The sequence below is a fragment of the Pseudomonas sp. HMSC063H08 genome (assembly GCF_001813645.1).
Classification (GTDB): Bacteria; Pseudomonadota; Gammaproteobacteria; order Pseudomonadales; family Pseudomonadaceae; genus Pseudomonas; species Pseudomonas aeruginosa.
The window spans coordinates 40,773-55,024 of record NZ_KV813494.1; the positions used below are offsets into that span (position 1 = coordinate 40,773).

9 protein-coding genes, 1 pseudogene and 1 riboswitch are annotated in these 14,252 nt (G+C 66.6%); of the genes and pseudogenes, 4 read left to right on the forward strand and 6 right to left on the reverse strand.

All coding sequences use genetic code 11. The annotated features are described in order from the left end of the window. Positions 1-261 precede the first annotated feature (261 nt). On the forward strand, positions 262-876 hold the full coding sequence (locus HMPREF2924_RS21175; RefSeq protein WP_003135081.1) for an SOS response-associated peptidase: 615 nt from the start codon (positions 262-264) through the stop codon (positions 874-876). A gap of 2 nt (positions 877-878) precedes the next feature. Here the strand turns inward: HMPREF2924_RS21175 and HMPREF2924_RS21180 are convergent, their stop codons facing one another. Next, on the reverse strand, positions 879-3,017 hold the full coding sequence (locus HMPREF2924_RS21180; protein WP_003135079.1) for a methyl-accepting chemotaxis protein: 2,139 nt from the start codon (positions 3,015-3,017) through the stop codon (positions 879-881). 162 nt (positions 3,018-3,179) lie between these two features. Here HMPREF2924_RS21180 and HMPREF2924_RS21185 point away from each other — a divergent pair, with 162 nt between their 5' ends. Both HMPREF2924_RS21185 and HMPREF2924_RS21190 read left to right on the forward strand, forming a co-directional pair. After that, entirely contained in the window at positions 3,180-4,001 is an 822-nt protein-coding gene (locus HMPREF2924_RS21185; protein ID WP_003094932.1) for a M48 family metallopeptidase, read from the forward strand. 143 nt (positions 4,002-4,144) lie between these two features. Further along, positions 4,145-5,170 (forward strand): NAD-dependent epimerase/dehydratase family protein, encoded by a 1,026-nt coding sequence (locus HMPREF2924_RS21190; RefSeq protein ID WP_003121034.1) that lies wholly within the window; start codon positions 4,145-4,147, stop codon positions 5,168-5,170. A 9-nt stretch (positions 5,171-5,179) separates the two neighbouring features. Here the strand turns inward: HMPREF2924_RS21190 and HMPREF2924_RS21195 are convergent, their stop codons facing one another. The 5 genes from HMPREF2924_RS21195 to HMPREF2924_RS21215 all read right to left on the reverse strand — a co-directional run bounded on the left by HMPREF2924_RS21195 (position 5,180) and on the right by HMPREF2924_RS21215 (position 10,308). Beyond that, positions 5,180-5,623 (reverse strand): nuclear transport factor 2 family protein, encoded by a 444-nt coding sequence (locus HMPREF2924_RS21195; protein WP_003094928.1) that lies wholly within the window; start codon positions 5,621-5,623, stop codon positions 5,180-5,182. 116 nt (positions 5,624-5,739) lie between these two features. After that, positions 5,740-6,318 (reverse strand): TMEM165/GDT1 family protein, encoded by a 579-nt coding sequence (locus HMPREF2924_RS21200; protein ID WP_003094926.1) that lies wholly within the window; start codon positions 6,316-6,318, stop codon positions 5,740-5,742. Positions 6,319-6,408: 90 nt separating this feature from the next. Further along, positions 6,409-6,532: riboswitch (yybP-ykoY riboswitch) on the reverse strand. A gap of 138 nt (positions 6,533-6,670) precedes the next feature. Next, complete coding sequence (locus HMPREF2924_RS21205) at positions 6,671-8,134, reverse strand: amino acid permease (protein ID WP_003114709.1); 1,464 nt, start codon at positions 8,132-8,134, stop codon at positions 6,671-6,673. 94 nt (positions 8,135-8,228) lie between these two features. Then, positions 8,229-9,227 carry a class I SAM-dependent methyltransferase gene (locus HMPREF2924_RS21210; RefSeq protein WP_003135073.1) on the reverse strand — a complete coding sequence of 333 codons (999 nt, stop codon included), beginning with the start codon at positions 9,225-9,227 and terminating at the stop codon, positions 8,229-8,231. 109 nt (positions 9,228-9,336) lie between these two features. After that, entirely contained in the window at positions 9,337-10,308 is a 972-nt protein-coding gene (locus HMPREF2924_RS21215; protein ID WP_003094919.1) for a 2-hydroxyacid dehydrogenase, read from the reverse strand. 320 nt (positions 10,309-10,628) lie between these two features. Here HMPREF2924_RS21215 and cdrA point away from each other — a divergent pair. Then, positions 10,629-14,252: pseudogene (cdrA, locus tag HMPREF2924_RS21220) on the forward strand (two-partner secretion system adhesin CdrA); the annotation flags it as partial.

The following is a 14,252-nucleotide window of genomic DNA, read 5'->3' on the forward strand; positions in this document are numbered from 1 at the left end:
ATCGCCACTGTCCGCCATGTTCGGCGAGGCAGTGGCAGAGGGTTCTGCTGGACTAGCTCGCCGGATGGACCTGTCGCAATCGACTAGGGCTGTTGTCCAATGCAGGACTCCTGTGTGGGTTACAGAATGCGGGCGGCACCATAAGCCTGGAGGATAGGCGCGTCAAGTTAAGATTGGGTTTCATTCAGCTTGCGTTCGGCAAGGCCAGTGTGGCGCTTCGGGTTACACTGTGCGGCTTTCCCTCACCAGGCAGTGCCAAGCATGAGTGGTCGTTACGCCCTGTTCCGCTGGAATCCGTCGCTGGCGGCCCTGCCGGGCTTTCCGGCGGATTGGCGGGCGCACTGGAACATTTCTCCGGCGAACCAGGTGCTGATGGTTCGCGAGGACGCCGGTGCGCGCCGCGCCGACCTGGCGCGCTGGGGGCTGACCCCGGCCTGGCTCACCGACCTGTCGCGTACGCCCAGCCACGCGCGGGCGGAAACCCTCGCCGAGCAACCGATGTTCCGCGAGGCGTTCCAGCAGCGCCGCTGCCTGCTGCCGGCCAACGGCTTCTATGAATGGCGCGGGGTGCGCAAGCGTCCGTACTGGGTTTCCACCGGCGAGCGCCTGTTGTTCTTCGCCGGCATCTGGGAGGCCTATCCGGTGCAGGGACAGACCTGGCTCAGCGTGGCCCAGGTATCCCAGGCGGCCGCCGAGTTCCGCCGGCCGCTGCTGCTCGACGAGGCCGAGCAGGATACCTGGCTGGCTCCGGACACGCCGCTGCCGGCGCTGATAAGCCTGCTCGCCAAGCCCCAGCCGAACCTGCGCAGCGTGGCCCTGGCCGGCTTCGTCAACAAGCCTGAAACCGACGGGCCGGAGTGCCTGACCCCGGCCTGACGCTAGACCCTGAACTGATTCACCAGGCGCCGCTGCTGCTCGGCCAGGCGGGTCAGCTCGGCGCTGGCCTGCGAGGCCTCGTCGGCGCCGCCGGCCACCTGGTTGGCGACCTGGCCGATGTTGGCGACGTTGCGGTTGATATCCTCGGCCACCGCGCTCTGCTCCTCGGCGGCGCTGGCGATCTGGGTGTTCATGTCGTTGATCACCGATACCGCCTGGGTGATCGACTCCAGCGCTTCGGCCGCCTGGCGCGCATGGCGCACGCTGTCGTCGGTGCGGTCCTGGCTGTCCTGCATGACCTTCACCACGTCGCGGGTGCCCTGCTGCAACTGCTGGATCATGCTCTGGATTTCTTCGGTGGCCTGCTGGGTCTTCTGCGCCAGGTTGCGTACCTCGTCGGCCACCACCGCGAAACCGCGACCCTGCTCGCCGGCGCGGGCGGCCTCGATGGCGGCGTTGAGGGCGAGCAGGTTGGTCTGCTCGGCGATACCGCGGATCGCCACCAGGATCGCGTTGATGTTTTCGCTGTCCTTGGCCAGGTTCTGCACCACGCCGACCGCGCGGCCGATCTCGCTGGCCAGGGCCTGGATCGCCGCCGAGCTGCTTTCGACGATCTGCTTGCCCTGGTGCGCGGCCTGGTCCGCGTGGTTGGCTGCCTCGGCGGCGTGGGTGGCGTTGCGCGCCACGTCCTGGGCGGTGGCGGTCATCTCGTGGACCGCGGTGGCCACCAGTTCGATCTCCGCCAGTTGCTGCTGCACGCCCTGGTTGGTACGGATGGCGATGTCGGCGGTGTGCTCCGAGGAGTCGCTGACCTTCTGCACCGATTGCACCACCTGGCCGATCATGTTCTGCAGCTTGCCAAGGAAGGTATTGAAGCCCTTGGCGATGGAGCCCAGCTCGTCGGCGCGCTCGCTGCTCAGGCGGCGGGTGAGGTCGCCTTCGCCCTGGGCGATGTCGTCGAGCATGCCGACCAGTTGGCGCAGCGGCCGGGCGATGCCGTAGCCGACCAGCCAGACCACCAGCAGGCCGAGGGCCGCTACCACCAGGCCGGCCAGGCTCATGCCGAGGATATCCTGCTGGCGCTGGTCGCTCAGCTCGCCCTGGAGTTGCTGCAGTTCGCCGAATACCGCCGCCTGGGGAATCTGCAGCATGAGGGTCCAGCGCACGCCGCTGTCGGCGATGGTGAAAGGCAGGAACAGCTCGATGTGGCCGTGCTCGGCGTCGATGTCGTAGAGCGGCTGGTCGATCGTGAGGTTCTTCAGGTTGTCCACTTCGTTGCCGTCGAGGACGCTGCCGGCGGGCTCGCCGAGCTTGCTGTCGTCGCGGGTGTAGGCCACCAGGCGGCCGTTGCTGGCGATCAGCGCCATTTCCCCGGCGCCATCGTAGAGCTGCTGGTCGGCGCGCTTGAGCAGGTCCTGGATGAAGGCCAGCGAGAGGTCGGCGCCGACTGCGCCGCGGAACTGGTCGCCGACCATGATCGGCACGTTGAAGGACGACATCATCACGGTCTTGCCGCCCATTTCGTAGGGGGCCGGGTCGATGATGCAGGGACGCTTGTTCTCTTTCGGACAGGCGTAGAATTCGTTCTCGCGCACCCCGGTGGGCAGCAGCTTTTCGCTATCGATACTGTCGGTCATGGCCTCGACGATCGGCTTGCCGTCGGCGCCGCGATACCACCAGGGCAGGTAGCGACCGTCCGGGCCGTAGCCCTTGCCGGGTTGCCCGGCGAAGGCGGCGTCGGTATCGAAGGCATTGGCTTCCCAGGCCATGAAGGTGTCGAGCAGCTTGGGGTTGTTCTGCACGGTGCTACGCAGCAGCGCGGAGATTTCGTCGCGGCTGGCGTTCAGCTGCGGCATGCCGTCGGCGCCCGGCTCGCCGAGCAGGCGGGTGCTGTTGGCCAGGCCGTGGACCACCGTCAGCGGATACTCCAGCTCGCGCTGGATCTGGCTGACCTGGGCGCGGGCCAGGGCCACCAGGCGCTCGTTGATGACCTTCTCCAGCAGGCCCTGGGTGCGTTGCTGCACCAGTTCCTGGGTTCGCGCGCCGGCGAACAGGGCATACAGCACCAACACCACGACGACGCTTAGAACGCTGGCGCCGGCGAGGGCGGCGACAGAAAACTGGATCGACTTGAGCTTCATGATGGGACTTCCGACCCTTGTTGGAATTGTCTCTGGCGAGGTTATCGGCAAGAGGGCGGCAAATCCTTAATCGGCCGATGGAGATTTCCTCGCCAACGGCTGTTGCCGGCGCTCGAGGCGCGGCCTACCATGCGCTCGGCCTTCAGAGGAGAACAAAGGACCATGGCTCATCCCTTCCGATTCGCCACCCTCGCCGGCGCGCTGCTGCTCGCCGGTTGCCAGGCAGTGAACACCACCAGCGGCGGCGCCGTCGGCGTCGACCGCAAGCAATACATGTTCAGCATGTTGTCCAGCCAGGAAGTCGACCAGATGTACGCCCAGTCGTACCAGAAGACTCTCGGCGAGGCGAAAAGCGCCGGCGTGCTCGATACCAGCAGTGCCGACGCGCGACGAGTCAAGGCGATCGCCCAGCGGCTGATCCCGCAGACCGCCGCCTTCCGCCCGGACGCCACCAGCTGGAATTGGGAAGTCAACGTGGTGAAGAGCGACGAACTCAACGCCAACTGCGGTCCCGGCGGCAAGATCATTTTCTACACCGGGCTGATCGACAAGCTGAAGCTCACCGACGACGAGATCGCCGCGGTGATGGGCCATGAGATCGCTCACGCCCTGCGCGAGCATGGGCGCGAGGCCATGTCCAAGGCCTACGGCGTGCAGGTGGCCAGCCAGATCGGCGCCCTGGCTGGCCTCGGCCAGGAAAGCCTGCAACTGGCCAATACCGGCGTCGACTACCTGATGACCCTGCCCAACAGTCGTGCCAACGAGAACGAAGCCGACCTGATCGGTCTCGAGCTGGCCGCCCGCGCCGGCTACAACCCGGAAGCGGCGATCACCCTCTGGCAGAAGATGGGCAAGGCCAGCGGCGGTGCCAGCCAGCCCGAGTTCACCAGCACCCACCCCTCCGACAGTTCGCGGATGGCCAATCTCCAGGCCGCGATTCCCAAGGTGATGCCGCTGTACCAGCAGGCCAGGCGCGGCAAGTGAGGCCAGGGCGCGCGGTCGCGGGGGGCGGCCGGCGCGCCGACAGGCTTACCATCGGAAACGCCTGTTGTGTATTTCCGTAACCTGCTGTTTGGTATCTCGTCGGCGTTCGGCCTAGACTGCTGGCCGACCCGCTTGCGGGACCCGTGGACGAACAGCCACTCTCACGCCCTGGAGCTCATGTGAAATACGCCGTACTCGGAGCCACCGGCCTGCTGGGACATCACGCCGCGCGCGCCATCAGGGCCGCCGGTCACGATCTGGTGCTGATCCACCGTCCTTCTTCGCAGATCCAGCGTCTCGCCTATCTGGAGCCCGAGTGCCGGGTCGCCGAGATGCTCGACCACGCCGGCCTGGAACGCGCCCTGCGCGGCCTCGACGGGGTGATCTTCAGCGCCGGCTACTATCCTTCGCGGCCGCGCCGCTGGCAGGAGGAAGTGGCCAGCGCGCTGGGCCAGACCAACCCGTTCTATGCCGCCTGCCTGCAGGCCAGGGTGCCGCGCATCCTCTACGTCGGTTCGGCATATGCCATGCCCCGGCATCCCCAGGGACTACCGGGGCACGAGGGGTTGTTCTACGACAGCCTGCCGAGCGGCAAGAGTTCCTACGTGCTGTGCAAATGGGCGCTCGACGAGCAGGCCCGGGAGCAGGCGCGCAACGGCCTGCCGGTGGTGATCGGGATTCCCGGCATGGTACTCGGCGAACTGGACATCGGCCCGACCACCGGGCGTGTGATCACCGCCATCGGCAATGGCGAGATGACCCACTACGTCGCTGGCCAGCGTAACGTCATCGATGCCGCCGAAGCCGGGCGCGGACTGCTGATGGCCCTTGAGCGCGGGCGTATCGGCGAGCGCTACCTGCTGACCGGACACAACCTGGAAATGGCCGACCTGACCCGGCGTATCGCCGAGCTGCTCGGCCAGCCTGCGCCGCAGCCGATGTCGATGGCCATGGCTCGCGCGCTGGCCACCCTGGGCCGCTTGCGCTACCGGGTCAGCGGCCAGTTGCCGCTGCTCGACGAAACCGCCATCGAGGTGATGGCTGGCGGGCAGTTCCTCGATGGACGCAAGGCCCGCGAGGAACTCGGCTTCTTCTCCACCACCGCCCTCGACGACACCCTGCTGCGCGCCATCGACTGGTTCCGCGACAACGGCTATTTCAACGCCTAGGACGGTTGGCTAGGGCAGCGCTTTTTCCGCAAAGGGCCGGGTCTGCAGTCCCAGCTGAGCGCGAAAGCTCTCCATGTCGAACATGGTGCACAGCTCCTGCAACTGGCCCTGCGGGTTGAACACCCAGAAGCCCATCGCGGAAATGCTCAGCACCTTGTCGCTGGCCGGATAGCCCAGGGTCGGCCGGACGATGGTGCCGATCAGCGTGCTCCAGGTGAACACCTTGCGTTCCTCGCCGATGCAGTCTTCGACCACGACCTCCAGGTCCGGCATCGCCGTGCGGATGTCCTGCAGCAGGCGGATATAGCCGGCGGTATCCAGGGGATGGCCGATGAACGAGCTTTTGTAGAGGAAATCCTTGCTGTGCAACTGCTCCACCAACGCCATGCGGCCCTTGTTCCAGGACAGCTCGATGTGATGGCGGGCGAGTCGTTTCAGGTCGTGTGAGGGCATCTCCGGCTCTCGTGGGCGAGTGGTGGGGCAGGCATCCGGTGCCTGCCTGAACTGTAGCCGTTCCTATGCATTTTGCATTGGCCGCCCAGCCATCCCGGGCCCGGCGGCGCAGTCCTTCAGAGCCAGCCGGTCAATTGCGCGGCGTGCCAGGCGGCGTACAGGCCAAGTGCGGCGAAGGCGGCCGCGGCCAGGCGGCGGATCAGGGTCAGCGGCAGCTTATCGGCGGCCAGGTTGCCGATCAGTACCACCGGTACGTTGGCGATCAGCATGCCCAGGGTGGTGCCGATCACCACCAGCCAGAAATGCGGATACTGGGCGGCCAGCATGACCGTGGCGACCTGGGTCTTGTCGCCCATCTCGGCGAGGAAGAACGCGATCAGGGTGGTGAGGAAGGGGCCGTATTTCTTCAGTCCGGACTCTTCGTCGTCGAGCTTGTCCGGTACCAGCGTCCACAGGGCGACGGCGATGAAGGAGGCGGCGAGGATCCAGCTGAGGGTAGCTTCCGAGAAGAAGCTGGCGACCCAGGCGCCCACCGCGCCGGCAGCGAAATGGTTGGCCAGGGTGGCGGCAACGATGCCGGCGATGATCGGCCACGGCTTGCGGAAACGCGCCGCGAGCAGGAGTGCCAGCAACTGGGTCTTGTCGCCGATTTCCGCGAGGGCAACGATCAGGGTGGGGACGAACAGCGATTCCATCAGGCTTCCTAAGGGGCGGGTCGACCAATCACCATGACACGCGCCATCTGCCCGCCCCGGGTCAGATCGTGCGTGTCATAGGTCTTGTCAAACCCTTGGCCTGTCTGGGCAGGCTTGGGTCGCGCGCGCCATGGTCTGCGGACCAAGTGTGTTGACGCGTGCCGGGCGAGGCCGGTGCGGCGCTCGCGGGAGACTACTCCCCTAGGACGGGGCGCATTCTGCCCAAGCCGGGCGGCTTGGGCAAGCCCGGGACGGAAACTTTCGTCCGGGAGGGCGGCGAGGGAGCCTGATCGCAAGGAAACGTGCCGGCATCCGCAGCGATCCGCGAGGAATCGCTGGGCGGCAGGGTGAATCAGGTATTGGTCGGGCTGACGTCCATTTCGTGGTAGCGAACGAAGCGCGCGCGCTTCTTCCAGCGGTATCCCAGCCAGATCGCCAGGAACAGCGGCAGGCTGATGTAGGTGGCGAGGAGGCCGATCCAGTCGATGCGTTCGCCCACCAGCGCCTGGTAGTTCTGCCCGAGGGTGATGACCATGCACAGGGCGAAGGCGAACAGCGGGCCGAAGGGGAACAGCTTGGCCCGGTAGGGCAGGTCTTCCAGGCGGCCGCCCTGGGCCAGGTAGCCCTTGCGGAAGCGATAGTGGGAGATGGCGATGCCCAGCCAGGCGATGAAGCCGCACATGCCCGAGGTGTTCAGCAGCCATGTGTAGACGGTGCTGTCGCCGAAGGCCGAAGTGAGGAAGCACAGGGCGCCGACCAGGGTAGTGGCGTACAGCGCATTGCGTGGCACGCCGCTGCGCGAGACACGGGAGAACAGGCGCGGTGCCTTGCCCTCGAGGGCGAGGTTGTAGAGCATCCGGGTCGAGGCGTACATGCCGGAGTTGCCGGCGGAGAGGATCGCCGAGAGGATCACCGCGTTCATCACCCCGGCCGCCGCGGCGAAGCCGGCGCGCTCGAAGAGCAGGGTGAAGGGCGACACGCTGATGTCGCTGGCATCGTTCTTCAGCAGGTTCGGGTCGGTGTAGGGAATCAGCATGCCGATCACGAAGATCGCCAGGATGTAGAACATCAGGATGCGCCAGAACACCTGGCGAATGGCGATCGGGATGTTCTTCCGCGGATTTTCCGATTCACCGGCGGCGATGCCGATCAACTCGGTGCCCTGGAACGAGAAGCCGGCGATCATCGCCACCCCGACCATCGCCTGGAAGCCGCCGACGAAGGGCGCGTCGCCCATGGTGAAGTTGCTGAAGCCGGGCGACTCCACGCCATGCATGATGCCGAAGATGGTCGCCAGGCCGACGCCGATGAAGATCACCACCGTGACTACCTTGATCAGGGCGAACCAGAATTCGCTCTCGCCGAAGCCGCGCGCGGAAATCACGTTGAGGCCGAACATGATGCCCAGGAAGATCGCGCTCCAGTAGATGCCCGGCACCTCGGGGAACCAGAAACTCATCACCAGTTGCGCCGCCACCAGTTCCGCGGCGATGGTCACCGCCCAGTTGTACCAGTAGTTCCAGCCGAGGGCGAAACCGAAGCCATCTTCGACGAACCGGCTGCCATAGGTGCAGAACGAGCCGGAAACGGGCATGTAGGCGGCCATCTCGCCGAGACTGGTCATGAGGAAGTACACCATCAGCCCGATCAGGGCGTAGGAAAGCAGCGCACCGCCGGGCCCGGCGGTGGCCACGGTGGCCCCGGAGGCGACGAACAGCCCGGTGCCGATGGAGCCGCCGATGGCGATCATGTTCAGGTGGCGCGGCTTGAGCACCCGCCGCAGTTGCTGGCCCTGGCTGGTGTTCAGGTCAGTCATCGGCGGCCTCCCGGCGGGTGGCCACGGAAGGGTCTGGCTGCGGGCGTGCGGGCAGGGAGAGGAAAAGCTTCATTCACAGGGTTCCAGGCAGAAATCAGGAGCGACGGGCGGAGTAGATGCGGAAACCGTCGCCTTCGGCGAGTGTCCGGCAGGGGCCGAGGTGGCGTTCGATCAACGGCGGGTACTTCAGGAAGCTGTTGGCGACCAGGCGCAGTTCGCCGCCCGGCGCCAGGTGCTCGGCGGCGCGTTGCAGCAGGCGCTCGGAGGCCTGGTAGTCGGTGTGCACGCCCTGGTGGAAGGGCGGGTTGCTGACGATCGCGGCGAGTTCGCGCGGCGCGCCGTCGATGCCGTCGGCGGCGATCACTTCGCCGTCCAGGCCGTTGGCGGCGAGGGTCAGTCGGCTGCTCTCGACAGCGAAGGCGTCGACGTCGAGCAGAGTCAGGCGACTGGCGGGGTAGCGACGCTTGAGAGCCGCCCCGAGTACGCCGGCACCGCAGCCGAAGTCCAGCAGATGGCCGCCGGGCAGGGCTTGCAGTTGCCCCAGCAGCAGCGCGCTGCCGCGATCTAGGCGGCCATGGCTGAACACCCCCGGCAGGCTCACCACCTGCAGCTCGCCATCGGCCAGCGGCAGGCTGTAGCGCTGGGCCAGGGCGTGCAGGTCGGGCTCGGCCGGCGCCTGTTCGATACGCACCTGCCAGAGCTGGCAATGCCGCGCGCTATCCAGTTTGCGGGGCTTGCCGTAGGCGGCCAACTGCTTGCTCGCGCGCTCGATCCCGCCGCGCTTTTCGCCGACCAGGAAGAGTTCGCCGCCGGGCAGGCGGGCGGCCAGGCTGGCCAGCAGGTAGTCGGTCAGTTCGCGGGACTTGGGCAGGAACAGAACGGCCGAAGTCCAGGCGCCAGTCGGCGCGCGCGTGTCGAAACGGCTACGGCCGGGGAAGCGGGCGTCCAACTGCGCCTGCTCGCCGGCGTGCCAGCTCCAGCCCTGGGCCTGCGGTAGCTCGGCGAGCAGGTCGTCGGCGGGCAGGCCGGCCAGCAGCAGCGGGGTCGCGAAGAGGTGGCGCTGGCGCAGCAGCACTTCACTGCGAGGGTCCATGCGGGCTCCGGAAAAAATGGGAAATCTTAACAGGCTTGGGCCTGGCATACCCGCATGGATTGTCGGCGAGGATCGCCGTTCATCCGTGCGCGGTGCCCGCAGCGCCGTATCAGCCGGCGTTGACTACCCGCAGGGCGCGCCCGGCCTTCCATGCCTCTGCGTTTTCCGCCAGTTGGCCGACGATGCGCTGCCGCGCCTCGCGACTGCCCCAGGCGTTATGGGGGGTGACGATCAGGCGCGGGATGTCGGGGGCCAGCAGCGGATTGCCGTTTCTCGGCGGCTCGACGCTGAGCACGTCGGTGGCGGCGCCGCCCAGGTGGCCGCCGCGCAGGGCGTCGGCCAGCGCCTGTTCGTCGACCAGGCCGCCACGGGCGGTATTGACCAGGAAGGCGCCAGGCTTCATCAGCGCCAGTTCGGCGGCGCCGAGCATCCCGCGGGTGTCCTCGGTCAGCGGGCAGTGCAGGGTCAGGGCGTCGACCCGTGGCAGGAGTTCGCCAAGCGGCAGGCGGTCCGCCCGGGCGGGCCGTCCTGGCAACTGACCGAGCAGCACGCGCATGCCGAACGCCTCCGCCAGCCGCGCCACCGCCCCGCCCAGTTCGCCATGGCCGAGCAGGCCGAGGGTCTTGCCTTCCAGTTCGACGATGGGGAAGTCCAGCAGGCAGAACTGGCTGGATTGCTGCCAGCGGCCGCTGCGTACCGCCTGCTGGTAGTCCGGCAGGCGCGTAGCCAGGGCCAGTAGAAGCGCGAGGGTGTGCTGGGCTACCGAGGGCGTGCCGTAGCCATGGCAGTTGGCGACGACGATACCGCGCTCGCGAGCGGCAGCGAGATCGATGTTGTTGGTGCCGGTAGCGCTGACCAGGATCAGTTCCAGCTCTGGGCAGGCGGCGATGCATTGCGCGTCGATCGGCGCCTTGTTGCTGATCGCGACCCGCGCACCGTGCAGCCGCGCGGCGACTTCCTGCGGTTGGCTGGCGGCATGCAGTTGCAGCTCGTCGAAGGCGGCGCGCAGGGGGCGCATGTCCAGGTCGCCGAGGTCGAGGGAGGCATGGTCGAGGAAAACGGCGCGCAGCGCATGGCTCATGGAAGGTTCCTTGGCGGCAGCGGACGGGGGCTGCCTAGCCTAGCAAACCCGCGTGCCAGGGAGGTCTTCCGGTTTTCTTGACAGTGATTATCCCGAAAGTATTGTCGGTTTTTTGACGGTATTACATATTTAACCTCGGTAGTGTCATTTTTGAGTCACTCCGACGAACGGTCGCCCTTTCAAGTGGACAATTTTTGATCTGAAAGGCATTTTTTTGGCACACAAGGCGCAATGTGAATTGCTTCTCAGATTTTCGTCATTTAACTGACGAATTGCAGTGCTGGAAAACTGACGTGCGCCACGCAGATAGGGAGATTTTCATGGTCCGTCCGGATAGCCAGCGCGGCAAGCGCACCTCTTCGAAAGCTGGTAGGGAAGGGCGTTTCGTCCTTGCCGCCAGCAGCACCCTCATGTTCGCCATCGCCAGCATCAACGCGGCCATGGCGGCACCTACCGGTGCCCAGTTCAACCCCAACGAGATCAAGATCAGCCAGCAGGGCAAGACCACGCTGATCGACCAGAGCACCCAGCGCGCGATCATCAACTGGAAGGGCTTCGACGTCTCCGCCGACGAGGCGGTGCGCTTCAACCAGCCCGGTGTGACCTCGTCGACCCTGAACCGGGTCACCGCAGGCCAGGAAAGCGTGATCGCCGGGCGCATCTCCGCGCCCGGCCAGGTGATCATCTACAACTCCAACGGCGTGGTCTTCAGCGGCTCGGCCAAGGTAGACGTGGGCTCCCTGATCACCACCACGGCGAACATCAGCGACGAACACTTCCGCCAGGGCAAGCTGATCTTCGACCAGCCCGGAAACCCCGACGCGCGGATCGTCAACGACGGCAGCATCAGCGTCGCGGAGAAAGGCCTGGCGGCCTTCGTCGCGCCGTCCGTGGCCAACAACGGCGTGATCAACGCCCGCCTCGGCACCGTGGCGATGGCCGCCGGCAATGCCGCGACCATCGACCTCTACGGCGATGGCCTGGTGTCGATCGCCGTGACCGACCCGGTTACCCGCAAGCCGCAGGATGCCCAGGCGCTGGTCAGCAACGGCGGCGCGATCCAGGCCGACGGCGGTAGCGTGCTGATCACCGCCGAGCAGGCTTCCCGGGTGGTCGACAACGCGGTCAACCTGTCCGGCGTGATCCTTGCCCGCGGCACCGAGGTGCGCGAGGGCAGCGTGGCGCTGGTAAGCAAGTCCGGGGACATCCAGGTCGCCGGCAAGATCGACGTCAGCGGTCCGAAGAACGGCGGCGACGTGCTGGTCAGCGGCCAGCAGGTGGCCCTGGCGAGCACCGCCCGCATCGACGCCCGCGGCGCCGCACAGGGCGGCAGCGTGCGCATCGGCGGCGACTTCCAGGGCCGCGGCGAGCTGCCACGGGCGAAGAACGCTACGCTGGCCAAGGGCGCCAGCATCGACGTCTCGGCTACCGGCAAGGGCAATGGCGGCCTGGCGGTGGTCTGGTCCGACGGCAATACCCGCATGGACGGGCGGATCCTCGCGCGCGGCGGCGCCCAGGGCGGCAACGGCGGCCTGGTGGAGACCTCCGGCAAGGTCAACCTGAGCATCGCCGACAGCGCCTACGTCAGCGTCGCCGCACCCTATGGCAACGGTGGCACCTGGCTGCTCGATCCGACCACCCTGCGCATCGTCGCCTCCGGCGGCACCTCCGGTTCGGTGGGGGGCGCCAACGGCGCCAGCGGCGACGCGACGGTGAATGCCTCGGTGGTTACCGGGGCGCTGGCAGGCGGCAAGGTGACCCTCAGCGCCAGCGACCGGCTGTCGGTGGAAGCGCCGCTGATCACCAGCAACCTGGGCGGCGCCAGTCGCGGCCTGGAGCTGATCGCCACCGGACCTGCCGGTGCGGTGGATATCTCTGCGCCGATCCTGTTCCGCAACGGCAGCCTGGCAATCCGCGCCGGCGGCAACATCAACTTCCTCAGCGGCGGCACGCCGCAGACCAGCGGCATCGTCGACTTGGGCAGCGGCACCCTGTGGATGCAGACCAGCACCGCCGGCAAGATCAGCCAGCAGGCCGGTACCGCGCTGATCGCCGCCAACCTCGCCGGCCGCGCCGGTAGCATCGACCTGGCTTCCTGGGACAACTACGCCGGCAACCTGGCGCTGCAGACCTTCAACGGTACGCTCAAGTACCGGCAGAGCAACGCCACAGGCGTGACCACGAGCGGCACGGTGTTCGATCCGTTCATCAACCAGAGCATGACCGGCACGGCGCAGAACATCGTCTCCAGCGTCGGCACGCGGATTCTCGAGGCCAACAGCGTCGGCACCACCGGCAACTACACGCTGACCGCCGACGGCAACAGCGAGTTCGACCGCCTGGTGTTCACCGCGCTGCCCTATCGGCGGGTCAGCGGTTCCGCCAGTTTCCCGACCAACGATTCGTCGGACTACCTGGTGACCAACCTGCGCTACTAGGTCAACGGCAGCAACGTCACCGCCACCCCGAACGGCGGTGCGCCCAGCGGGTTCACCGTCGCCGCCGGCAACGGCAGCGTCACCACCTGGACCGGAAACTGGGGCACCAGTTGGGGCGTCAAGGGCTTCGGCGGCGTGATCGGCGTGACCGACGAACTGCAGTACGACGTCGGCACCGGCCTGACCGAGGAACTGATCTTCGGCCTCGGCGGCAAGACCAGCCGCGTCGATACCCGCCTGGACCTGTTCATGCGCGAGGGAGCGTTCAACAGCTTCGCCGAGCGCGCCCAGGTGGAGATGTTCAAGACCACCACCACTGCCGGCGACATCCTTTCCCGCCAGCAGACCGCCACCCTGACCGCCAATGACGCTACCCGCGTCTACGGTGATGTGAATCCGACTCTGACGGCCACGATGTCCGGCATCAACGCCATCGACGCCTACGTCAACAGCCAGTTCAACGACCTCTACCAGGCGACCGCCAGCACCACGGCGACCCAGGCGTCGAACGTCGGGCAGTACGCGATCACCGGTAACGCCAATGGCAGCGAGTATTTCAGCCAGCGTTACCAACTGGTGCGCCAGGACGGCAAGCTGACCGTCACGCCGGCGCAATTGATCGTCAGCGCCGACGCCAAGACCAAGGTCTATGGCGACGCCGATCCGACCCTCACCTACCAGGTCAGTGGCCTGAAGAACAGCGATACCGCCGCCGGCGTGCTGAGCGGCAACCTCGGCCGGGTGGCCGGGGAGAACGTCGGCAACTACGGGATACTTCAGGGCGGGCTGGGCCTCAACACGGCCAATTACACCCTCAGCTACGTCGGCAACGACCTGCGCATCACCCCGGCGCAACTGAACGTGATCGCCGATGCCAAGACCAAGGTCTACGGCGACCTCGATCCGGCGCTGACCTATCAGGTCTCCGGTCTCAAGCGCGGCGATACCGCCGGTGCGGTCCTCAACGGCGGCAGCCTGAACCGCGTGGCTGGCGAGAACGTCGGCGTGTACGGCATCAACCAGGGTGGATTGGGCCTGGTCAGCAGCAATTACACCCTGAACTACCAGGGCAATAACCTGACCATCACCAAGGCACTGCTGAATGTGATCGCCGACGGCAAGACCAAGGTCTATGGCGATGCCGACCCGAGCCTGACCTACCAGGTCAGCGGCCTGAAGAACGGTGATACCGCCGGTTCGATCCTGACCGGTGGGTTGAACCGTGCCGCAGGCGAGAACGTGGGTGTGTATGGCATCAACCAGGGCGGCCTGGGTCTGGTCAGCGCGAACTACGACCTGAGCTACCAGGGCAATAACCCTGACCATCACCAAGGCACTGCTGAATGTGATCGCCGACGGCAAGACCAAGGTCTATGGCGATGCCGATCCGAGCCTGACCTACCAAGTCAGTGGCCTGAAGAACGGCGATACCGCTGGCGCGGTGCTTAACGGTGGCAGCCTGAGTCGCGTGGCTGGCGAGAACGTGGGTGTGTATGGCATCAACCA

Excerpts from the sequence above, each read along its gene's own strand:
- HMPREF2924_RS21175 (WP_003135081.1), top strand. The coding sequence starts at position 262 with ATGAGTGGTCGTTACGCCCTGTTCCGCTGGAATCCGTCGCTGGCGGCC.
- HMPREF2924_RS21180 (WP_003135079.1), bottom strand. The coding sequence starts at position 3,017 with ATGAAGCTCAAGTCGATCCAGTTTTCTGTCGCCGCCCTCGCCGGCGCC.
- HMPREF2924_RS21185 (WP_003094932.1), top strand. The coding sequence starts at position 3,180 with ATGGCTCATCCCTTCCGATTCGCCACCCTCGCCGGCGCGCTGCTGCTC.
- HMPREF2924_RS21195 (WP_003094928.1), bottom strand. The coding sequence starts at position 5,623 with ATGCCCTCACACGACCTGAAACGACTCGCCCGCCATCACATCGAGCTG.
- HMPREF2924_RS21200 (WP_003094926.1), bottom strand. The coding sequence starts at position 6,318 with ATGGAATCGCTGTTCGTCCCCACCCTGATCGTTGCCCTCGCGGAAATC.
- HMPREF2924_RS21205 (WP_003114709.1), bottom strand. The coding sequence starts at position 8,134 with ATGACTGACCTGAACACCAGCCAGGGCCAGCAACTGCGGCGGGTGCTC.
- HMPREF2924_RS21210 (WP_003135073.1), bottom strand. The coding sequence starts at position 9,227 with ATGGACCCTCGCAGTGAAGTGCTGCTGCGCCAGCGCCACCTCTTCGCG.
- HMPREF2924_RS21215 (WP_003094919.1), bottom strand. The coding sequence starts at position 10,308 with ATGAGCCATGCGCTGCGCGCCGTTTTCCTCGACCATGCCTCCCTCGAC.